This is a genomic window from Pseudomonas sp. NPDC087615 (genome assembly GCF_044743445.1).
Lineage (GTDB): Bacteria > Pseudomonadota > Gammaproteobacteria > Pseudomonadales > Pseudomonadaceae > Aquipseudomonas > Aquipseudomonas baetica_A.
This window is the reverse complement of record NZ_JBIUWM010000035.1, coordinates 45,885-67,428: the sequence shown is the minus strand read 5'-3', so window position 1 is coordinate 67,428 and position 21,544 is coordinate 45,885. Positions and strand designations below refer to the sequence as shown.

Sequence of the window (21,544 nt, the reverse complement as noted above, 5' to 3'; positions counted from 1 at the left end):
GCTCGATTGGGCGGTATGTACGCCGTAATGCCCGCCTCTTCACACGCTTGGAACTGCTTGCCGTTGGAGTAGCCCGCATCGGCGGTCACGCTCAGCTCGCTCTGCTGCAACTGTTCTTTGGCCGCCTTGGCCATGGGCTCAAGTTGCTGGGTATCGTTGCCGTCTTGTGTCACGTCGTGATGCAGGATCAAGCAGTGTTCAGCGTCCACGGCGGTTTGTACGTTGTAAGCCACTCGCGGGCCTTTGGGCGTGCGCATCATTCGGGCATCGCTCTCGCCGGTGTTGAACTGCTCGATCCCCATCGAATTCATCAGCGCCTGGCAGGTCAGGTTGTTCAATTGCCGGGCTTCAAGTTGCTCCAGCGCTGTCTTGATGGCGCTGCGATCAATGGTTTCACCCGATTCAGCTTTATCGGCCTCATCCAGTTCGGCCAGATATTGGGCGATGCGCTTGTCCAGTTTTTCCTGCTGGCGCTTGAGCTGTTTTACGTTCAGATGGCGCCGCGAAGAGGCTACCGCCTGAAATTTACTGCCATCAATGGCAACCAGATCGCCAGCAATCAAACCGACTGTACGGCAGAACTGGACAAAGGCCCGACAGGTTGCACTGAACGCCTGCTTGTTGTTCTTGCGAAAGTCGGCAATGGTCTTGAAATCGGGTTTAAGGCGGTTGAGTAACCACATGACTTCGATGTTGCGCTGGCATTCGGCTTCGAGACGACGGGAGGAACGGATACGCTGGAAATAGCCATACAGATAGAGCTTGAGCTGATCGGCCGGATCGTATGAGGGACGGCCTGTGTTTTTGGGCACTGCCTTGTCAAACCCCAACCGTATGAGATCGAGCTTGGCAACGAAGGCATCAATCACGCGGACGAGGTGATCCTCAGGGATTAAATCTTCCAGAGAAACTGGAAAAAGACTGGTCTGATCGCGCGCTTGACCCTGGATGTAAGCCATAACAAAAATGCCCCGTATCTTTCGATGCGGGGCATTTTCTTAAACCGCGATGCAGATTGCTAGGTTTTCACACAGTCTGTTCGGCGGGTTTTTTTTCGTCTCTGGAATCACATCATCAGGTTTAGCGCTGTATCGAACAGCCCGTATTGGCTAAGGTTCAGGCATTGCAAGGGAGAGCGCGCATGACTGCCGTTGATTTACCCGCCGTACCCCGAGTGCTGATTGCCGAGGCCGACCCGTGGTCTCGTGACCTGCTCAAACAAGTGCTGTTGAACGTGCGCTGCGATGCGCGGCTGGATCTGTGTGCCGACGGCCAGCAAGCCCTCTCGCTGCTCAGCGAAGTGCCCTATGACCTGGCCATCGTCGATTGGGAGCTGCCCGGTGTCGATGGCTTGAGCGTGTTGCGCAGCGTGCGCCAGCGCAAACGCAATCCGCCGCTGCCGTTCATTCTGATGAGCAGCCGCAACGACAGCGCGAGCGTGCGCGAAGCCCTTCCGCTGGCGCCGACGGCGTACCTGACCAAACCCCTGAACATGGAAAGCCTGACGGAGCGTCTGCAAGGTTTGTTGCTCAATGCCGGTGAGGAAGTGTTCTGCGAAGTGCCGGCACTCGCGCCGGGCATGACCTTGTCGGTGTTCCTTGAGCGGCGCCGCGAGCAGACTGACGGCGCCCCGCTGATGACCGATGTGCAGGTGGCGGTCAAACGCAGCCTCAATCCCAATGGGCTGGACCTGAAGCTGCTGGAAGAGGAAATCCGCATCGACCCACAGATCACCGCCGTACTGATCGCCGCAGCCAACAGCGCGGCGCAGCACCACGGTGCACCGGTGCAGACGTTGGCGCAGGCGCTGCATCGGCTGGGCACTGGGCAAAGCATGAACTTGATTCTGGGGTTGGCGCTCAAGCGCAGCGCCAGGCTCAGCGATCCGTGTCTGGCGGACTATGCCGAGCGTTACTGGGGGTTGTCGCTGCACACCGCGGAGTACGCTCGCACCCTGGCGCGCTTGCTCGATCTGGATCAGGAGCGCTGCTATTGCGCCGGCATGTTGCATCGTTTGGGCGATCTGGCGTTGCTGCGCTGTTTGCAGGAGTGGAAGCAGGCCGGCGGGGAGCTGGATGAGTGTGAGGAAGTCGGCGACGCGCTGGCCGAGTTTGGCGCGGCGTATGGTTCGGCGTTGCGTACACGCTGGCGTTTGCCGCTGGAGTTGCGTGAGCTGATTGCTTCTGTCTACCAGCTCGGCGGCGGGGTGTATTCCCGCGAGGCGCTGGTGATGAACATGGCGGCGCAGATGGCTCGCCTGACGGAGCATGAAGGTGTTGAGGAACTGGCGAAGAGCCGCACGGCGCGGTTGCTCAAGATCGGGCTACCGGAATTGATGCGGATGCGCAAATAACTGGAGTTTTCACAAACCCACAGTTGTTTTGTGTTGTCAGGCAGAGATAATCCGGTTTTTGCCCTGGCGTTTGGCTTCGTACATCGCTGCATCCGCACGGGCGAACAGGCTGTCGAGGCTGTCATCGCCTTCGTTGAGGCTGGTCAGGCCCTGGCTCACCGTAATGCTGAACGTCTGGCCGTTGTGGTTGAAATTCAAGCGTTGAATCTCTCGTTGCAGCCGCTCGGCCACTTGCATTGCCATGTCTGGCGCGCAGCCAGGGAACACGGCGGCAAACTCTTCCCCACCAATGCGCCCGAACAGATCCCCTCGTCGCAGCGATCCGCGACCGCACTCGGCGATCCGTTGCAGCACATTGTCACCCTCGGGATGGCCGTAGCTGTCGTTGATCACTTTGAAGTCATCGATATCCAGCAGCAGGAATGCCAGTGGCGAACCTTGCAGGCGCGCCTCTTCGAATTCGCGATTGGCGCATTCGAAGAAGTGGCGCCGATTGCTGCTTTGGGTCAGCACGTCGGTAGTGGCCAAGCGTTGCAGCTCGGTTTCCATCTGCTTTTTATCGGTGATGTCCTCGGCGATACCGACAATCACCACCGGTTGTCCGGGTTCGTCCTGACGATTGATGAAGCATTTATCGCTGATCCAGCGAACTTGGCCGTCGGCGGCAATGATCCGGTATTCGCGATCTTCCACGGCGCCTTTGTGCAGGACGTCGGCGAGGCTGCGTTCGGCGTAGTCCAGATCATCGGGGTAGATGCTGTCGCGCCACTGGTTGTAGTCGGCGAGCAGGAGGCCGGCGGAGCGGCCGAAAATTCGTTCATAGGCGGGGCTGACGTACAGCACCTGCCGGGTTTCCCAGTCGAAGGCCCACAGCACGGCATTGACGCTGACCAGCAGGGCGCTGAACAGTTGCTCGCGCTCGCTCAGGCGGGCGACTTCGCCTTGGGCGTGCATCAACGCCATGAGGGTTTGCGCGGCCTCGGGCCATTGCGGGAGGGATGAGTCTTTTTGGTTGTTGTTGACCATCGGCACAGATCTCAATGGGCGTGCCGGAATTCGACAACGACCACAGTACGGCCCGCCGGGGTGGCGAAGTGTCTTTGAGATAGGGGATTGCGTGCTAAGTTCCGATGGGTGCGCCCGGGAGTCCGGACGCACCGATCAACGGTCTCAGACCGCTGCAGGGCGCAGCGAGTAGGTTTTCAACTGGTCGGCGAATTCGCGCAGGGAATGTATGCCACTGGCCTCGGCCTCGTGAATCCATTCCTTGATGGCGGCGAGCATGTCGTGGCCATTTGCACTGGTCTTGACCCAGATCTGCTGCAAGGCCAGACGTTTTTCGTAAATTACCTTCAGTGCCTGGCTGTGTTCGAGCATGGTCTGGATGCGCACATGATGGCGATCTTCCAGCAGGCTGGTTTCCCGCGAGAGCAGACGCTTGGCGCGGTGGAACTGGTGACGCACCGAATGATCGACCTTGGCCAGCTCTTGCTTGACCAGCGGGCCGATGACCAGCTTGCGGTACTGGGCCATGATCTGGAAGCGGTTGTTGAGGATCGCCATGGCGGTGTCCATGTCCAGGTTGCCCTTGCCTTCGACACGGTGAGCAATCGGCGCGACACGTTGCACCTTGGCCAGACGCAGGAAGCTGAAGACTTTGATCCAGGCCCAGCCGAGGTCGAACTCCCACTTCTTCACCGACAGCTTGGCCGAGTTGGGGTAGGTGTGATGGTTGTTATGCAGTTCTTCGCCGCCGATCAGGATGCCCCACGGCACCAGATTGGTCGCCGCGTCGCGGCATTCGAAGTTGCGGTAGCCGACGGCATGGCCCAGGCCGTTGATCACGCCGGCAGCCCACACCGGGATCCACATCATCTGGATCGCCCAGATGGTGATGCCGATGGTGCCGAACAGCAGCAGATCGATGACGCCCATGATGGCCACGCCCAGCAGCGGATAGCGGCTGTAGACGTTGCGCTCGATCCAGTCTTCGGGGCAGTTTTTGCCGTAAATGCGCAGGGTCTCAGGGTTTTGCGCTTCGGCGCGATACAGCTCGGCGCCGGTGCGCAGCACAGTGGACAGACCTTTGATGACCGGGCTGTGCGGGTCATCTTCGGTTTCGCACTTGGCGTGGTGTTTACGGTGAATGGCGGTCCATTCGCGGGTGTTCTGCGCCGTGGTCAGCCACAGCCAGAAGCGGAAAAAGTGTTTGAGCCCGGCATTCAGCTCCAGCGAGCGATGGGCGGAGTAACGGTGCAGATAGACCGTGACGGCGACAATTGTCACATGGGTCATGAGCAGGGTGACGGCGACCAGTGACCAGGCCGACAAACCAAGAAAACCTTCGTACCACATAGGCTATAGGGCCCTCGATAAAGATAAAAACAGCCGTTGCATTATCACCAAGCACACAGATAAAACCAGTCACCCTTTCAGATAAGAGTCGCTGGATGTTTCTTGACCTATAATCCCAACCTTTTTGTAGGGACATGGACGGCCGAATGTCTGCCACTTATCGCGATGCCTTGCGTGCAGCGCTGCTCTATCTTGTAGTTGCAGTCGTCTGGCTGCAGGGTGCTGGTTATTTATTAAACAATTTCTTCGCTAACGCCGTCGATCTTGCCCGTTGGCAACTGATCAACGGTTATGTATTGGCGGTGGTCAGCGCCGGGCTGATCTTTCTGGCGCGGGCGCGTTTGTGCGCGTTTCTGGGGATTGGCGCGCGTTTGCGCGAGCGCCATGCTGATCGCGAACGCCTGCGGCAGGCGGCGGCTGTGTTCGATTGCACGCGTGAAGGCGTGTTGGTCACCAACCATCGTGGGCTGATCGTGCACGTCAATCGTGCGTTCATCGAGATTACCGGCTACCAAGGCGAAGAAGTTCTGGGTCAGCAGCCAAGCCTGTTCAAGTCTGGCCATCATCCGCCAGGTTTCTATCAGGCGATGTTCGCCACGCTGGCGTCGGAGGGGGAGTGGAGCGGTGAGATCTGGAACCGCCGTAAAAGCGGCGAAATCTATCCGCAGTGGCAAACCATCCGCGTCATACACGATGATCAGGGGCGGCTCAGCCACTATGTGGCGGTATTCTCCGACATCAGTGCGATCAAGCACTCCGAGCATGAACTCAAGCACCTCGCTCACCACGACCCGCTGACCGATCTGCCCAATCGCCTGCTGTTCAGCGACCGCGCCGAGCAGGCGCTGGCCTCGGCGCAGATCCAAAAACGCGGCTGCGCGCTGCTGATGCTCGATCTGGATCACTTCAAGATGATCAACGACAGCCTCGGTCACAACGTCGGTGATCGACTGCTCACGGCCGTGGCTGCACGGTTGCAGGACTTGTTCGGTCCCGGCATCACCCTGGCGCGACTCGGAGGCGATGAGTTCGCGGTGCTGGCCGAATGTTGTCCACAACTGGTGCAGGCAGCGGCGTTGGCCCAGCGCATTCTCGACGCGCTCAAAGAGCCGTTTTGCATCGACGGTCATGAGTTGTTCATCAATGCCAGTGTCGGCATCAGCCTGTTTCCCAGCGATGCGCTGAGCGCCGAACAGTTGCTGCGCAATGCCGACGCCGCGCTGTTCAAGGCCAAGAGCAACGGGCGCAACGGTTACGCCTTGTACACCGAAGAACTGACGGCCCACGCCCAGCGACGGGTCGAAATCGCTTTCGAATTGCGCCGAGCGCTGGAGCAGCAGGAACTGCGGGTCTACTACCAACCGGTGCATGACCTGAAAACCAGTCGCCTGATCGGCGTTGAAGCCTTGGTGCGTTGGCAGCATCCGCAGCGCGGCCTGGTGTCGCCGGCCGAATTCATTCCGATTGCCGAGCGCACCGGGTTGATCGCCGAGATCGACGCGTGGGTCATGCAGCAGGCTTGCCGGCAGATGTGCCAATGGCTGAAAGCCGGGGTGCTGCTGGCGTTTGTTGCAGTGAACGTCTCGTCGCGGCTGTTTGCTCGACGCGAGTTGTATCAGCAGGTGGCGCAGGTGCTGCATGACACCGGTCTGGACCCGGCCTATCTGGAACTGGAGGTCACCGAAAGTGCGGTGATGGACGACCCGGAAGTGGCGCTGGAGCAGATGCATCGCTTGCGTGAATTGGGCATTCGCTTGGCCATTGATGATTTCGGCACCGGCTATTCATCGCTGTTGCGGCTCAAGCGCTTGCCGGTGCAGAAACTCAAGATCGATCAGGGGTTCGTCGCCGGATTGCCGTGGGACGAACATGATGTGGCGATTGTCCGGGTGATCATCGCGCTGGCCCGCAGCATGGGCATGCAGGTGCACGCCGAGGGCATCGAACAGGTTGAGCAGGCGGCGTTTCTGTTGGAGCAGGAGTGCAATCTGGGGCAGGGTTACTGGTTTGGACGGCCGGTACCGGCGCCGGAGATCGATTGGTCGCGAGCGCCATTGATCGGTTGAAGATCAACAGATCGCAGCCTTCGGCAGTTCCGCAGGCCCTGTGAGCTGCCGAAGGCTGGGATCGGCGTGCAACCTCTTGTCTGCATACATAATTATTTTTGGTTATATAAAAATTCTTAAATAGTATTTTTAAGAATAACAATGCCTCTCTTATATTGCTCCCACGCCAACGCAGTGCCCCCCGCTGCCAGGCCAATCCCCTTCAAAGGAGCAGCACCATGAGCGCATCCCTGCGTAGCGTTGACGGTCAGGACGAAGCCACCATTTTGCGTGAGATCCAGAGTGCTCTGCGCGATCTGCGATTTGGCGCAGTGGAGATCACTGTGCACAACGCTCAAGTGGTCCAGATCGAACGCAAAGAGAAATTCCGCTTGCAGCAGCCGGGCAAGCAGCCGGGCTAAAAGATCCCGACCGGCAACTCGATTGCAGATATTCATAAGAAAAAGCCATCACCCAGAATTCCAGGAGCTTTCACCATGTCGTCGATTCGTCGTTACGCGTTGGCCGCCGTGGCCAGTGCTGTGTTTGCCGGTTCCGCGGTTGCCAAGGATTACGAACTGCTCAATGTATCGTATGACCCGACGCGTGAGCTGTATCAGGACTACAACGCCGAATTCATCCAGTTCTGGCAGCAGGATCATGCCGGCGACACGGTGAAAATCCAGCAATCCCACGGCGGCTCGGGCAAGCAGGCCCGTGGGGTGATCGACGGTCTGCGTGCCGATGTCGTGACCCTGGCCCTGGCCGGTGACATCGACGAAATCGCCAAACTCGGCAAAACCCTTCCGGCCGACTGGCAGAAGCGTCTGCCGGAAGCGAGCACGCCGTACACCTCGACCATCGTGTTCCTGGTGCGCAAGGGCAACCCCAAAGGCATCAAGGACTGGGACGACCTGGTCAAGAGTGATGTCTCGGTGATCACTCCGAACCCGAAAACCTCCGGCGGTGCGCGCTGGAACTTCCTCGCCGCCTGGGCCTACGGCCTGAAAGCCAACGGCGGTGATGAAGCCAAAGCCAAGGAGTACGTACAGACCCTGTTCAAGCATGTGCCGATTCTCGATACCGGCGCTCGCGGCTCGACCATTACGTTTGTCAACAATGGTCAGGGTGATGTGTTGCTGGCCTGGGAAAACGAAGCGTTCCTGGCGCTGAAAGAAGAGGGCGGCGCGGACAAGTTCGACATCGTCGTGCCTTCACTCTCGATCCTCGCCGAACCGCCCGTGGCCGTAGTCGACAAGAACGCCGAGAAGAAGGGCAATGCGCAGATCGCCGAAGCCTATCTCAAACACCTGTACAGCCCGGCCGGCCAGGAAATCGCCGCGAAGAACTTCTACCGTCCGCGTGACAAGGATGTCGCCGCCAAATATGCCAAGCAGTTCCCGACACTGGAACTGGTGACCATCGACAAGGACTTCGGCGGCTGGAAAACCGCACAGCCGAAATTCTTCAACGACGGTGGCGTGTTCGACCAGATTTATCAGGCGCAGTAATCTGACCCACAATAAGCCTGATGCCCAGGCACGAAACCATGTGGGAGCGAGCTTGCTCGCGAAGGCGGTGTGTCAGACGACCTAAATGTTGACTGAAATGGCCTCTTCGCGAGCAGGCTCGCTCCCACATTGATGCGTTTTTAACCAAGGACTTTTATGTCGCGTCGTATCTCCCCCGTCATACCCGGCTTCGGGCTGACGCTGGGTTACACCTTGGTGTACCTCAGCCTGATCGTGCTTATCCCGCTGGCGGCGATGTTCGTCCACGCCGCTCAACTCACCTGGGATCAGTTCTGGACGATCATCTCCGCGCCGCGGGTGCTGGCCGCTCTGAAGCTGAGCTTCGGTACCGCGCTGTGTGCCGCGATCATCAACGGCATCATCGGCACGCTGCTGGCCTGGGTGCTGGTGCGCTACACCTTCGCGGGGCGCAAGGTCATCGACGCGATGATCGATCTGCCATTTGCCCTGCCGACGGCGGTGGCGGGTATCGCCTTGACCGCGCTGTACGCGCCGACCGGTCTGGTCGGGCAGTTCGCTACAGACCTGGGTTTCAAGATCGCCTACACCCCGCTGGGCATCACCCTGGCGCTGACCTTCGTGACCCTGCCGTTCGTGGTGCGCACGGTGCAACCGGTGCTGGCCGATATTCCCCGTGAAGTCGAAGAAGCCGCTGCGTGTCTGGGGGCGAAGCCGTTGCAGGTGTTCCGTTACATTCTGGTGCCGGCGCTGCTGCCCGCCTGGCTCACCGGTTTTGCCCTGGCTTTTGCCCGTGGCGTCGGCGAGTACGGTTCGGTGATTTTCATCGCCGGCAACATGCCGATGAAAACCGAGATTTTGCCGCTGCTGATCATGGTCAAACTCGACCAATACGATTACACCGGCGCCACGGCCATCGGCGTTTTGATGCTGGTGGTGTCCTTTGTCCTGTTGCTGCTGATCAACTTGCTGCAGCGGCGCATCGAAACCCCATAAGGAGGCGCGAACATGTCCCAATCGTCTATTGCCGCCGCCTCTTCGGCCAACGCAGCGCGCCGTGGCAGTGCCACTTCGCGCAGAATCCTGATCGGCCTCGGCTGGTTGGTTTTCACTCTGTTTCTGCTGTTGCCGCTGTTCATCGTGGTGTCCCAAGGCTTGAAGAATGGTCTCGGCGCATTCTTCACCGCGATCTTTGAACCGGATGCGCTGTCGGCACTGAAGCTCACCGTGTTCGCTGTACTGATTTGCGTGCCGCTCAACCTTGTATTCGGCGTCAGCGCGGCGTGGTGCGTGAGCAAATACTCGTTCCGCGGAAAAAGCATACTGGTGACGCTGATCGACCTGCCGTTCTCGGTGTCGCCGGTCATTGCCGGTCTGGTCTACGTGCTGATGTTCGGCGCTCAAGGCTTGTTCGGGCCGTGGCTGCAGGATCACGACATTCAGATCGTCTTTGCGTTGCCGGGCATCGTGCTGGCGACGATTTTCGTCACGGTGCCCTTCGTGGCCCGTGAGCTGATTCCGTTGATGCAGGAACAAGGCACGCAGGAAGAGGAAGCCGCGCGTCTGCTCGGCGCCAATGGCTGGCAGATGTTCTGGCACGTCACGGTGCCCAACATCAAGTGGGGCCTGATCTATGGCGTGGTGTTGTGTACGGCGCGGGCCATGGGTGAGTTCGGTGCGGTGTCGGTGGTTTCCGGGCACATTCGCGGGGTGACCAACACCTTGCCGCTGCACGTCGAGATCCTCTACAACGAATACAACCATGTGGCCGCGTTTTCTGTGGCGAGCCTGTTGCTGATCCTGGCGCTCTTCATCCTGCTGGCCAAGCAGTGGAGCGAAAACCGTATCAACCGCCTGCGCGCCAGCGCCGCGGAGGAATAATTCATGTCGATCGAAGTGCGTAACGTCAGCAAGAATTTCAATGCGTTCAAGGCGCTGGACAACATCAGCCTGGACATTCAAAGCGGTGAACTGGTGGCGCTGCTCGGCCCATCCGGCTGTGGCAAAACCACCTTGCTGCGCATTATTGCCGGTCTGGAAACCCCGGATCAGGGCAACATCGTCTTTCACGGTGAAGACGTTTCCGGCCACGACGTGCGGGATCGCAACGTCGGTTTCGTGTTTCAGCATTACGCCTTGTTCCGCCACATGACGGTGTTCGACAACGTCGCGTTCGGCCTGCGCATGAAACCGAAAAACCAGCGCCCGAGCGAAAGCCAGATCGCGACCAAAGTTCACGAATTGCTGAACATGGTGCAACTGGATTGGTTGTCGGATCGTTACCCGGAGCAACTCTCCGGTGGTCAGCGTCAGCGTATTGCTTTGGCCCGTGCGCTGGCGGTGGAGCCCAAAGTGCTGTTGCTGGATGAGCCCTTCGGTGCCCTCGACGCCAAAGTGCGTAAAGAGTTGCGTCGCTGGCTCGCGCGTCTGCACGAAGACATCAACCTGACGTCGGTGTTCGTGACCCACGACCAGGAAGAAGCGATGGAAGTCGCCGACCGCATCGTGGTGATGAACAAAGGCGTGATCGAGCAGATCGGCTCACCAGGCGACGTTTACGAAAACCCGGCCAGCGATTTCGTCTATCACTTCTTGGGTGATTCGAACCGTTTGCACTTGGGCGATGACAATCACGTGCTGTTCCGTCCGCATGAAGTGTCGCTGTCGCGGCATGAGTTGGAGGATCATCACGCCGCCGAAGTCCGCGATATCCGGCCGTTGGGTGCGACCACGCGGGTGACGCTGAAGGTTGAGGGGCAGACGGATCTGATCGAAGCCGAAGTGGTGAAGGATCACGACAGCCTGACGGGGCTGGCCAAAGGTGAAACCCTGTTCTTCAAGCCGAAGGTCTGGCAGAAAATCGGCAACCTCTAAAAGTAAAAGCTTCGTCGGATCGCCGCCCGGAGCAAGCTCGCTCCCACAGGGAAATACATTCCAAATGTGGGAGCGAGCCTGTTCGCGAATGCGATCTACACAGCCGCACGATTCGGGTTGACCCGCACCACCCCCGCCCGCGCCTCAATCTGCTCTTTCAATTCCTGGCGCATCCCGAGCAAGAACGCCAACTCGGCCACCACAAACAGCGGCCCGACAATCAGCCCCGAAACGTCATCGACAAACGCCGGTTTGCGGCCTTCGTAGTGGTGCCCGACAAACTGGATCACCCAGCCGATCACAAACATCGCCAAACCGCTGCTCAGCCAGATCAGGGTGCTCTGCTGCGCCAAGGCGTGCCCGGCCCAGACGGACAGCCCCATCAGCACCGTCATCAAAAAACCGAGCTTCATTTCCAGGCGCAGGTAAAACCACGCCGAGGCCAGCGCCACGAGAACGGCGGGAGAAAGCCACAGCACGCCCACCGACCACTCAGGGCGCGACAGCAAAACCGCCACCGCCACCACAATCAGCGGAATGCCGATAAAGTGGCTGGCAATATTGCGTGGGTCACGGTGGTAGGCGGCGTATTGACTCAGGTGATCGACGAGGCTTTTCATTGTTGTTCCTCCTGTAGGGTGATCGCATCATGCCCTGGGGTTCAGCGTTCGCTCTGTCAGGCAGCCGACAATCAGGAGTTTTCATGGATATGCGTTCACGGCTGCTGACCGGGCAATGGTTCAGTCATTTGCCTGTGTCTTTTCAGAATAGTCTGCTGGCGGCGGCCCGGGAGCGGGGGCTAGCGGCGGGGCAACGCTTGTTCCAGCGTGGCGATCCACCGTGCGGTTTGTACGCGGTGCTCGATGGCGCCGTGCGCATCGGTGCGGTGAGCGCGCAGGGCAAGGAGGCGCTGCTGAGCCTGGTGGAAGCGCCGCACTGGTTCGGCGAAATCTGTTTGTTCGACGGCCAGCCGCGCACCCATGACGCCTATGCCGTCGGGCCGTGTACGTTGCTGAATATTCCGCAGGCGACGCTGCTGAAACTGCTCGATGAACACCCTGTGTACTGGCGGCATCTGGCGTTGCTGATGAGTCACAAACTACGCTTGGCCTTTATCAATCTCGAACAACTGAGCCTGCTGCCGGCCCCGGCACGACTGGCGCATCGTTTACTGATGATCGCCGAGGGCTACGGCGAGATTGATGCGCCGCGCCGGGTGTTGCAACTGCCGCAGGAGCAGTTGGCATCAATGCTGTCGCTGTCGCGGCAGACCACCAATCAGATTCTCAAGGACTTGCAGGGGCAGGGGATTATTGGCTTGGGGTATGGCGAGATCGAAATTCTCGACGCCGTGCGATTACGCGCCCTCGCCACAATCTGACGAACACCTGAGCCCCCCTGTGGGAGCGAGCCTGCTCGCGAAAGCGGTGGGTCATTCAACTGAGATTTCGACTGAACCGACGCCTTCGCGAGCAAGCCCGCTGCCACATTTTTTATCTGTGTTGATTTCAGGAGCCGCGATAGGTCGAGAAGCCGTAAGGGCTCAGCAGCAACGGGATGTGGTAGTGCTGGTCAGTCTGCTTCACTTCAAAGATCACCGGAATCTCCGGGAAGAACGTCTCGTGTTGGGTCTGCTTGAAATACTCACCGGTCTTGAACACCACCCGGTACTCGCCCGCTTCAAAAGGTTGCTTGGCCGGGAACAGTTCGGCGATGCGCCCCTGTTCGTTGGTGGTGCCTTCGGCCAACGGTTGCCAGTTCTGGCCGACGTGTTTTTCCAGCGTCACGTTGACACCCGGTGAGGGCAGGCCGTTTTCCAGATTGAGTACGTGGACGCTCAATGGGTTGCCAGCGGCCAAAGCCAGGCTGGAAAACGCACTGAGGCCGAGGGCGGCGAACGTCATGCGCAAAGTGGTCATGATGAAGCTCCTTATTGGGGGCGGGTAATGGATAGGCCGGCCTTGTCGGCGGCGCGGATTGCACAGGTTTCGTCTTGCTCGCCACCGCCAGAACCGGCCACGCCCATGGCGCCGACCAACTCATCACCGGCGAACAGCGCAATGCCGCCGCCCAGTAGCAGCAGTTCGTCGAGGGTATTGAGATTGGCGGTTTGCGGGTTGCTGCGAGCGCGTTCAGCGAACAGCCGGGTTGGGGTTTTGGTCGACAGCGCCGTGTAGGCCTTGCGCTGGCTGGCAGCAGTGTTGTGTGGGCCGACGCCGTCGCCACGCATCGTCACCAACACATTGCCGCCGCGGTCGAGGACCGACACCGTGCCGGTGCAATTGCTCTGCGCCGTATCGGCCAGCAGGCGTGCGGTTTTCAGGTCGAGGTCGGCGTGACGCGGCAGTTCTGGGGCAGCGAAAACGCTGCCGCTGAGGCCTATGGCCAGGCTCGCTACAAGGTATTTGATGGTCATGGACAGGCTCCGAAAGCGAAGGTCGCCACCTTATCCGCCCGTCTTCGTCAGAACCTCGTCAGTCTGATTACAAGTTTGTAATGGGCAACGCCGCCGAAGGCGCCTAGCCTGTGTGCCTGATCAATCGAGGTGTGCCATGCGTTTGCTGGTCGTAGAAGATGAAGCCAAAACCGCGAATTTCCTTGCCAAGGGGCTGGGCGAGTCGGGTTTTGCCGTGGACGTGGCGCTCAATGGCCTCGATGGGCGCTACTTCATCGAGCAGCAGGAATACGACCTGATCATCCTCGACGTGATGCTGCCGGGCCTCAATGGCTGGCAATTGCTGCAACTGATCCGTCAGCGCGGTGCCACGCCGGTGTTGTTCCTCACCGCCAAGGACGCCATCGAAGACCGCGTGCGCGGCCTCGAACTGGGCGCCGACGATTACTTGCTCAAACCCTTCGCCTTCGCCGAACTGCTCGCGCGGGTGCGCACGCTGCTGCGACGCGGGCCGATGCGCGAAGCCGAGTCGTACAGCATTGCCGATCTGGAGATCGACGTGCTGCGCCGACGCGTCAGTCGTGGCGGCCAGCGGATCGCCCTGACCAACAAGGAATTCGCCCTGCTGCAACTGCTCGCCAGTCGCCAGGGCGAAGTGCTGTCGCGCACGCTGATCGCCTCGCAGGTGTGGAACCTGAATTTCGACAGCGACACCAACATGGTTGAAGTCGCGGTGCGTCGTCTGCGTGCGAAAGTCGATGATCCGTATATGCCGAAGCTGATCCACACCGTGCGCGGGGTCGGCTATCAGCTCGAAGCACCTGACGATGCGCTCTAGGTCGATCGCCTGGCGCCTGGCGCTGGCGTTCGCCTTGGTCTGCGCTTTGGTGCTGAGCGCGATTGGCGTGTTTCTCTACCGCTCGCTCGCCGCGCAAATCGCCTACCGCGATGACTTGGCCTTGCTCGGGCGCCTGGAGCAAGTGCGCGCCTTGCTCGCCGACAGTGACAGCCTCGACGCTTTGCAGGCACGGCCGCGCCTGTACCAGAACATGCTCGGCAATCTCGACAGCCTCTTGCTGGTGCGCCGCGCCGATGGCTCGAATGTGATCGCCATCAACCCGCGTCAGCGCGATTTGCCGCCGATCAACGCAATCGCCCGTGGGCAAACCCCGCAACGCCACGACGTGCTGACCTGGCAAGCACCGGACGGCGCCGAACTGGCCCTGTTGTCCGGCGAAGCTCAAGGGCCCAACGGCGAGTCACTCACGGTGATCGCCGGTAAGGTGCTGAGTGAGCGCGAACAGATGCTCGCCAGCTATCGCTTGTGTTTGTATCTGGCGGTCGGCCTCGGTGCCGTGCTGGCCTTCGCTTTGGGATTGCTCTTGCTGCGCCGGGGCCTGCAACCGTTACGACAATTGAGCGAAGCGTTACGCGGCATTGATCTGCGCAGCCTCGATCAACGTTTGCCCGCCGCCGGTACGCCCGCCGAACTGCTCGAACCGGTACAGGCGCTCAACGGCATGCTGGCGCGTCTGGAGGACAGCGTGCAGCGCTTGTCGCAGTTTTCCGCCGATCTTGCCCACGAGATCCGTACACCGCTGCACACATTGCTGGCGAGTAACGGTCAGGCGTTGAATCACTCGCGCAGCGCATCGGAGTATCAGGAAGTGCTGGCCTCGAACATGGAAGAGTTCGAACGGCTCAAACGCATGGCCGAAAACCTGATGTTCCTCGCCCGGGCCGAACAGGCCGAGCGAGCGCTCGAGCGGCGTACGCTGGAGCTGCACGGCGTCGGCAGCGAACTGTGTGAATACTTCGAAGCCTTGGCCGATGACCGCAGCCTGCTGCTGGAAAACCAATTGCACGGCGAACTGCACGCCGATCAACAACTGCTGCAACGTGCCCTCGGCAACCTGCTGGCCAATGCGGTGCGGCATGCCGATCCCGGCACCTCGATCAGCCTGCGCCGTCGCGATGAGCCGGGCTGGTGCTGGTTACAGGTTCACAACCAAGGGCCGGCCATCGCCTCTGAGCATCTGGGCAAACTGTTCGACCGCTTCTACCGCGTCGACCCGGCCCGCGCCGAGCCGGGTGATTCGGGCGGATTAGGGCTGGCGATTGTGCAATCGATCATGCAATTGCATGGCGGGCAGGTGCGGGTCAGTAGTGATGCGACGGGCACGGTGTTTGAGCTGGGCTTTGTGGTGATCTGACTGACGCCTTCGCGGGCAATCCCGCTCCCACCGTGGTCAAGGAGTGGCACAGTTTTTTGTACACTCAAGACCCTGTGGGAACGGGCTTGCCCGCGAAGAGGCCAGTGAATCCAATAAAAATATCGCTCAGCGCAACCCATCCCGAAACTGCCCCGGCGTCAGCCCCGTCCAGCGTTTGAACGCGCGGCTGAAGCTGCTGGTGTCGGCGAAGCCGAGCAGGTAACTGATCTCGCTCAATGAACACTGCGGATCACGCAAATGCTGCAGTGCAAGATTCTCGCGGCTCTCGTTGAGCAGCGTATCGAAGCGGCAACCCTCATCCGCCAGATGCCGTTGCAGGCTGCGCAAGCTCAGGTGCAAGGCCTGGGCGATGCGTTCGGCGCCGGGCTCGCCTTCGGGCAGTTGTTCTTCGATGGCGTCGCGCACCTTGCGTTCCCAGGTCAGCGGCTGAAGCTGGGCCATGGTGCGTTTGAGTACCGCTTCGTTGTGTTCGGCCAGTTCCGGGTTGGCGTCGTCCAGGTGGCTGTCGAAGTCGGCGAGGGCGAACTCCAGGCGATCTTCGGCGGATGAGAAATGCACGGGGGCGCGGAAGACTTTGTGCCATTGATGCGCGTCGGCCGGCTCCGGGCGGCGCAAGTACACCGCCAGCGGTGCGTAGTCACGCCCCAGGCGATTGCGGCAGGTGCGCACATAGATGGCGGCAAACGCGTCGATGGCTTCGAAGGCCGGCGCGGGATTGCCTGGCGGTACTTTCAGGTGGAACAGATAGCGGTCGTCGCTGCGGCGCAGATCCAGTTCCAGTGCATCGCTGACCACCGGGTGATAGCGCACGATCCGTTCGAATACCTCGCGCAAACTGCCACTGGCGACCAGCGCATAACCGAGCGCGTGGAAGGTGGTCGGGCTGACGAACCGCGACACCCGCAAACCAATCGCCGTGTCACCGCTGACCTGCACCGCGATCTCCCACAGGCGTGTGGTGCCGGACAGTGGGTAGCGCGCGTTAGGGTCATCCATCAACTGTGGATCAAGCCCGGCCTGTTGGCAAAGGTCAGCGCTGTCCAGCCCCAGCGCATCGAGTTGCTTGCGCAAGGCACGGGTCCAACTGGCGAGGGAGGTCGGTTCCTTCATGCTGATTGGCGCTTCCGGTCAACAGGTTGGCGTGCACGGCTACCACGTTCGCAAGCGGCGCAGGGCAGGATGCGAGTATCAATGACCAGAGGATGGAAGCATGGACGGTACTTCTGCAAGTCCCCAGCGACACAATGCTGCCCAGCGATCAGCGCATATTCGCCAAGTGGTGCTGGCCAAGGGCGTCGAACTGCGTGAGCGTTACCCGCTTCTCAAGCATCAGGATGCGCTGGGGGCGGGCATTCTGGCCTTGGCACTGGCTGCAATGATCGGTTCAGCGGCGCTGTACATCACCGGCCACATGGCCTGGTGGGTGTGCCTGCTGCTCAACGCGTTTTTCGCCTCGCTCACCCATGAGCTCGAGCACGACCTGATCCACAGCATGTATTTCCGCAAGCAACGCGTGCCGCACAACCTGATGATGGGCCTGGTGTGGCTGGCGCGGCCGAGCACCATCAACCCGTGGATTCGCCGACATCTGCACCTCAATCACCACAAGGTGTCTGGCACTGAAACCGACATGGAAGAACGGGCGATCACCAACGGCGAGCCGTGGGGGTTTGCGCGGTTGCTGATGGTGGGCGACAACGTGATGTCGGCGTTCATCCGCCTGCTGCGGGCGAAAACCTGGGCGCATAAATTCAGCATCCTCAAACGCACGCTGAAGGTCTATGCGCCGCTGGCGCTGGTGCATTGGGGCGCCTGGTATGTGTTTCTCGGCTTTCATGCGGCCAATGGCATCGCCTACCTGATGGGGTCGCCGATTGAATGGTCGGCGACCACGTTGTCCGTGATGCAGGTGATCGATATCGCCGCCGTGGTGATCATCGGCCCGAATGTATTGCGCACGTTTTGCCTGCACTTCATCAGTTCGAACATGCATTACTACGGTGATATCGAGTCGGGCAATGTGCTGCAGCAATGTCAGGTGTTGAACCCGTGGTGGTTGTGGCCGTTGCAGGCGTTCTGCTTCAACTTCGGCAGCAGTCACGGGATTCACCATTTTGTGGTGAAGGAGCCGTTCTACATTCGCCAGATGACCGTGCCAGTGGCGCACAAAGTGATGCGTGAGATGGGCGTGCGGTTCAATGATTTCGGAACGTTCGGGCGGGCCAATCGGTTTGTTCGCAAGGATGAGGTTGTGGTGTCGGGTGAGGCGGTGGAGGCCTGACAGTTGCTGTCACTAAGCCTCTCCCAGAGGGAGAGGGGACTGATCCTGGAAGTCGGGCCGATTTGAGGGCGGATTACACTCAATCGTACTGCGGTGCGAAAGGTGGAGACTGTCCTGAAGCGGCTGAATGTCAGTGTTTACTTGCCTTTTCTGGCTTCGAAGGCGCGCGCCAAGGTTGGTTTTAGAGTCGATTTCGTACTGTACAAGGCGTGGTATGTTTGCGGTACGGGTTTTTTGCGAAGCAGGTGCAAACATCATGGTTTATCACCGTGCTCAACGATGAAGGCGATGACGCTGACTGGAGTGTAGACCGTCTCTGAGTGTGGCCCGCAAATGCGTGCTGGCGGGGAGAGTGCGTCAATCAATAATGTAGATATCGTCCAAAACGGCTCGGTCAAGGGGCCAATCAAATTCAAGATTCATAAAACCGAAACCAAATTCGCGCGAAACGTTTACACAGTGGGAGGGATCATGGCGTGGCTGGCATCTTCACTCGAGCGACAGCGAAGCCGCACGGGACGCGGATCACCCGATTGTTGGTGATCACTGCGCGGTAAAAGAATTTTTGATTTTCCGGGGCCGTCTCCTTGGCAGGGTGCGGCCCTTTTTTATGTGCTCGCGCCGACCCATTTTCTATTTGATATTCGATATAGGTATTAATAAATAGCTTCTTATTCCTTAGCGGATATAAATCCCCTCCCTATACTCGGTCAGCAACAGACACGCAGGAGAACTCCCCCATGCACAACGAATCAATTCGCTACCTGATTGTGCCGGGCTGGCAAGGATCGCCAGAAGATCATTGGCAGACCCACTGGCAGAACAGCCTGCCCAACAGCGCACGGGTGGAACAGGCCGACTGGCTGACTCCGCGCCGCGAGGACTGGGTTGGCGCACTGGCCGAGGCGATTGCTGCCGACAGCACGCCCGTCATCCTCATCGCGCACAGCCTGGGCTGCATCACCGTTGCCCACTGGGCAGCCACTGCGCCGCTGCAATACCTGCGTCAGGTGCGCGGTGCGTTGCTGGTCGCCCCGGCCGATGTCGAGCGTGCGACCTGCGCGCCGGCGCTGCGTAACTTCGCGCCGATTCCAACCGATCTGCTGCCGTTCCCAAGCCAGGTCGTCAGCTCCGACAACGACGCTGCCGTCAGTACGCCACGAGCCCTGGAACTGGCGCGTAACTGGGGCGCCGAGGCGGGGATTCTCGCTGGCGCCGGGCATATCAATGTGAAGTCCGGGCATCAGCGTTGGGAGCAGGGCTTTGCCTATCTCTATCGCCTGCAAACCCGCATGGAACAAAACGCTCGACGTCTCGCCTGATTTTTCTGTTTCTTTCAACGCCCCCGTCTCCTGGCGGTTGTGGGCGGGAGTCAGCCATGAGTGTTGAAACGTTCGGTCAGCCATTGCTGACCTTTCCCGATGCGGAAAAAAGCCCCCTGAGCATTCGCGCCAAGGCGTTGGTGTTCGTCGATCCGCGCTCGCGCCAATTGCGTGAGGCGCTTGAGCAGTTAGCCCCGCGTTCAATTTCAGTGTTGATTCGCGGTGAGACCGGAACGGGCAAGGAGTTGCTTGCCCGGCACATCCACCGCGCCAGTGATCGCAGCGGCTTGTTCGTGTCGGTCAATTGCGGCGCGATCAGCCCGACCTACGCCGATGCTGAACTGTTCGGCTACGCTGCCGGCAGTTACAGCGGTTCGGCCAGCAGTCGCGCAGGCTGGTTCGGTTCGGCCAATGGCGGCACCTTGTACCTCGATGAAATCGGCGACTTGCCGTTGCCGATCCAGATCAAATTGCTTGCCGCGCTGGAAAACCACGAAGTCACTCGCGTCGGTGCGCATCAGCCAGGCTCGGTGGATGTGCGCCTGGTGGCCGCGACCAGCATTGATCTGGCACAAGCGGTGGCCGCCGGTAAATTCCACGAGCGGCTCTATCACTACCTCAGCGAGGGGCAGTTGGCATTGCCGGCGCTGCGCGAACGCATTGGCGACATTCTGCCGCTGGCTGAATATTTTCTTGGCATTTATAGCCAGCGACTGGGTCTGCCGGTGCCGTTGATCAGCGAAGCGGTGCAGCACGTGCTTGAGCAACACAATTGGCCGGGCAACACCCGCGAGTTGGAAAACGTCATTCACTTTGCCTTGCTGGTGAGCACCGGCGAGGAGATTTTGCCGCAGCACCTGAACCTGATCGAGGCGTCTGGGCCGCAGCTTCAGATCGAAAGGCTGGTGGCAAAAATCAACATTGGCGGCAGTGTGGCCGAGCGCAAGGCATTGAAAGAGTGGCTGATTAGCCTAAGTGAGAGGCTTTGAGCCATTTTGCTCTGTATGAACAAAATGGAATATGAAGCTGAATAAACGTTATTGTCCGGGAATAAAAAATCCCGGTATTGTCCGCTTCACGCCAGCGATAGCACTTCACTGGCACCGGTATTAGATGCCGTCGTCGATGACGACCGTGATTTTCGATAAGGACACTGCATGAAAAAGGTTCTGTTGTTTACCGCATTGGCGGCTGCTCTGACGGCTTCCCTGGCTCAGGCCGGCGAGAAACTGGTGGTGGCTGCGACGCCGGTCCCGCACGCTGAAATTCTTGAGCTGATCAAACCGACCCTCGCCAAAGAAGGTGTGGATCTGGAAATCAAAGTCTTCACCGACTATGTGCAGCCAAACGTGCAAGTGGGCGAGAAGCGCCTGGACGCCAACTACTTCCAGACCAAGCCTTATCTGGATAGCTTCAACGCCGGCAAATACAAGGACGACAAGTCCAAGTACCTGGTAACCGTGCAAGGTGTTCACGTTGAACCGTTCGGTGGCTATTCGAGCAAATACAAAACCCTGGCTGAGCTGCCTGACGGCGCGACCATTGCCATCCCGAACGAAGGCAGCAACAGTGGCCGTGCACTGATCCTGCTGCAGAAGGCTGGCCTGATCGAACTGAAAGACCCGAAAAACGCCCTGGCGACCCCAAAAGACATCGCCAAGAACCCGCATAACTTCAAGTTCAAGGAACTGGAGTCGGCCATGCTGCCGCGCGTTCTGAGCGAAGTTGATCTGGACATGATCAACACCAACTATGCGTTGGAAGCCAAGTTGAACCCGACCAAGGACGCCCTGGTGATCGAAGGCGCAGACTCGCCTTACGTGAACTTCCTGGTGGCCCGTGAGGACAACAAGAACAGCGACGCCATCAAGAAACTGGCCGCTGCCCTGACCAGCCCGCAAGTCAAAGCGTTCATCGAGAAGAAGTACAACGGCGCGGTACTGCCGGCGTTCTGATTGGACGATTCAGCAAACCCCTTCCAGGGTTTGGATATGGAAACGCCGATGGCTAGAAATAGTCATCGGCGTTTTTGTGTGGTCAGTTTCCTCTCTTACTGTGAGAGGGCTGGGTGACGTTGCTGTTGACCGTTATCTCAGGCCGCCTGTGCCTTCAATGCCCTTCGCAACGCCACCAGCAATTTCACGATCTCCTGCGGATCCAGGCGCTGCGGTACTTTTAAGTCAGCCATATTCTCT

The 21,544-nt window shown here is 59.5% G+C and carries 21 protein-coding genes; 14 read left to right on the top strand and 7 right to left on the bottom strand.

Annotation, left to right across the window (positions count from 1 at the left end):
• Positions 1 to 959 (bottom strand): IS1182 family transposase (locus ACIOU6_RS18015; RefSeq protein WP_401138439.1); only part of this gene is annotated, 959 nt, incomplete at its 3' end.
• A 182-nt stretch (positions 960 to 1,141) separates the two neighbouring features.
• Here ACIOU6_RS18015 and ACIOU6_RS18010 point away from each other — a divergent pair.
• Positions 1,142 to 2,353, top strand: coding sequence for a response regulator (locus ACIOU6_RS18010; RefSeq protein WP_221730982.1), 1,212 nt, complete (start codon positions 1,142 to 1,144; stop codon positions 2,351 to 2,353).
• Between the two features lie 36 nt (positions 2,354 to 2,389).
• Here the strand turns inward: ACIOU6_RS18010 and ACIOU6_RS18005 are convergent, their stop codons facing one another.
• Together ACIOU6_RS18005 and desA are read right to left on the bottom strand one after the other, a co-directional pair.
• Positions 2,390 to 3,379: a GGDEF domain-containing protein gene (locus ACIOU6_RS18005; protein ID WP_401138435.1), complete on the bottom strand. Its 990-nt coding sequence runs from the start codon at positions 3,377 to 3,379 to the stop codon at positions 2,390 to 2,392.
• A gap of 144 nt (positions 3,380 to 3,523) precedes the next feature.
• Positions 3,524 to 4,708: a delta-9 fatty acid desaturase DesA gene (gene desA / locus ACIOU6_RS18000; RefSeq protein WP_221730984.1), complete on the bottom strand. Its 1,185-nt coding sequence runs from the start codon at positions 4,706 to 4,708 to the stop codon at positions 3,524 to 3,526.
• 146 nt (positions 4,709 to 4,854) lie between these two features.
• On the opposite strand from desA, the gene dibA reads away from it, so the two are divergent.
• The 6 genes from dibA to ACIOU6_RS17970 all read left to right on the top strand — a co-directional run bounded on the left by dibA (position 4,855) and on the right by ACIOU6_RS17970 (position 11,117).
• A complete protein-coding gene (gene dibA / locus ACIOU6_RS17995) occupies positions 4,855 to 6,774 on the top strand; it encodes a phosphodiesterase DibA (RefSeq protein ID WP_401138431.1) in 1,920 nt (639 codons plus the stop codon).
• 218 nt (positions 6,775 to 6,992) lie between these two features.
• Positions 6,993 to 7,175 (top strand): sulfur starvation response protein OscA, encoded by a 183-nt coding sequence (gene oscA / locus ACIOU6_RS17990; RefSeq protein WP_041477433.1) that lies wholly within the window; start codon positions 6,993 to 6,995, stop codon positions 7,173 to 7,175.
• Between the two features lie 75 nt (positions 7,176 to 7,250).
• On the top strand, positions 7,251 to 8,264 hold the full coding sequence (locus tag ACIOU6_RS17985; RefSeq protein ID WP_221730986.1) for a sulfate ABC transporter substrate-binding protein: 1,014 nt from the start codon (positions 7,251 to 7,253) through the stop codon (positions 8,262 to 8,264).
• A gap of 156 nt (positions 8,265 to 8,420) precedes the next feature.
• Positions 8,421 to 9,239 carry a sulfate ABC transporter permease subunit CysT gene (gene cysT / locus ACIOU6_RS17980; RefSeq protein ID WP_401138426.1) on the top strand — a complete coding sequence of 273 codons (819 nt, stop codon included), beginning with the start codon at positions 8,421 to 8,423 and terminating at the stop codon, positions 9,237 to 9,239.
• A gap of 12 nt (positions 9,240 to 9,251) precedes the next feature.
• The gene (gene cysW, locus ACIOU6_RS17975) at positions 9,252 to 10,124 is read left to right on the top strand and encodes a sulfate ABC transporter permease subunit CysW (RefSeq protein WP_401138423.1); all 873 of its coding nucleotides are present in this window, start codon (positions 9,252 to 9,254) and stop codon (positions 10,122 to 10,124) included.
• A gap of 3 nt (positions 10,125 to 10,127) precedes the next feature.
• A complete protein-coding gene (locus ACIOU6_RS17970; protein ID WP_221730989.1) occupies positions 10,128 to 11,117 on the top strand; it encodes a sulfate/molybdate ABC transporter ATP-binding protein in 990 nt (329 codons plus the stop codon).
• A gap of 95 nt (positions 11,118 to 11,212) precedes the next feature.
• Here ACIOU6_RS17970 and ACIOU6_RS17965 read toward each other — a convergent pair whose 3' ends face one another.
• The gene (locus tag ACIOU6_RS17965) at positions 11,213 to 11,737 is read right to left on the bottom strand and encodes a DUF962 domain-containing protein (protein WP_401138419.1); all 525 of its coding nucleotides are present in this window, start codon (positions 11,735 to 11,737) and stop codon (positions 11,213 to 11,215) included.
• 83 nt (positions 11,738 to 11,820) lie between these two features.
• On the opposite strand from ACIOU6_RS17965, the gene ACIOU6_RS17960 reads away from it, so the two are divergent.
• Entirely contained in the window at positions 11,821 to 12,498 is a 678-nt protein-coding gene (locus ACIOU6_RS17960) for a Crp/Fnr family transcriptional regulator (protein WP_401138416.1), read from the top strand.
• Positions 12,499 to 12,625: 127 nt separating this feature from the next.
• Here the strand turns inward: ACIOU6_RS17960 and uraH are convergent, their stop codons facing one another.
• Entirely contained in the window at positions 12,626 to 13,036 is a 411-nt protein-coding gene (gene uraH / locus ACIOU6_RS17955; protein WP_221730992.1) for a hydroxyisourate hydrolase, read from the bottom strand.
• 11 nt (positions 13,037 to 13,047) lie between these two features.
• Positions 13,048 to 13,533, bottom strand: coding sequence for a heme-binding protein (locus tag ACIOU6_RS17950; protein ID WP_221730993.1), 486 nt, complete (start codon positions 13,531 to 13,533; stop codon positions 13,048 to 13,050).
• Between the two features lie 136 nt (positions 13,534 to 13,669).
• On the opposite strand from ACIOU6_RS17950, the gene ACIOU6_RS17945 reads away from it, so the two are divergent.
• Together ACIOU6_RS17945 and ACIOU6_RS17940 are read left to right on the top strand one after the other, a co-directional pair.
• Positions 13,670 to 14,350 (top strand): heavy metal response regulator transcription factor, encoded by a 681-nt coding sequence (locus ACIOU6_RS17945; RefSeq protein ID WP_008080043.1) that lies wholly within the window; start codon positions 13,670 to 13,672, stop codon positions 14,348 to 14,350.
• A complete protein-coding gene (locus tag ACIOU6_RS17940; RefSeq protein WP_221730994.1) occupies positions 14,340 to 15,725 on the top strand; it encodes a heavy metal sensor histidine kinase in 1,386 nt (461 codons plus the stop codon). The genes ACIOU6_RS17945 and ACIOU6_RS17940 overlap by 11 nt, the downstream gene beginning before the upstream one ends.
• A gap of 126 nt (positions 15,726 to 15,851) precedes the next feature.
• On the opposite strand, the gene ACIOU6_RS17935 is transcribed toward ACIOU6_RS17940, so the two are convergent.
• Positions 15,852 to 16,856, bottom strand: coding sequence for an AraC family transcriptional regulator (locus ACIOU6_RS17935; protein WP_401138410.1), 1,005 nt, complete (start codon positions 16,854 to 16,856; stop codon positions 15,852 to 15,854).
• 100 nt (positions 16,857 to 16,956) lie between these two features.
• Between ACIOU6_RS17935 and ACIOU6_RS17930 the strand changes: the two genes are divergently transcribed.
• From ACIOU6_RS17930 to ACIOU6_RS17915, 4 genes are all read left to right on the top strand, one after another.
• Positions 16,957 to 18,027 (top strand): fatty acid desaturase, encoded by a 1,071-nt coding sequence (locus ACIOU6_RS17930; protein ID WP_221730996.1) that lies wholly within the window; start codon positions 16,957 to 16,959, stop codon positions 18,025 to 18,027.
• 740 nt (positions 18,028 to 18,767) lie between these two features.
• Positions 18,768 to 19,349, top strand: coding sequence for an alpha/beta hydrolase (locus tag ACIOU6_RS17925; protein ID WP_401138407.1), 582 nt, complete (start codon positions 18,768 to 18,770; stop codon positions 19,347 to 19,349).
• A gap of 56 nt (positions 19,350 to 19,405) precedes the next feature.
• Positions 19,406 to 20,338: a sigma 54-interacting transcriptional regulator gene (locus tag ACIOU6_RS17920; protein WP_401138404.1), complete on the top strand. Its 933-nt coding sequence runs from the start codon at positions 19,406 to 19,408 to the stop codon at positions 20,336 to 20,338.
• A 168-nt stretch (positions 20,339 to 20,506) separates the two neighbouring features.
• Positions 20,507 to 21,304 carry a MetQ/NlpA family ABC transporter substrate-binding protein gene (locus tag ACIOU6_RS17915; RefSeq protein WP_221730999.1) on the top strand — a complete coding sequence of 266 codons (798 nt, stop codon included), beginning with the start codon at positions 20,507 to 20,509 and terminating at the stop codon, positions 21,302 to 21,304.
• Positions 21,305 to 21,544 lie beyond the last annotated feature (240 nt).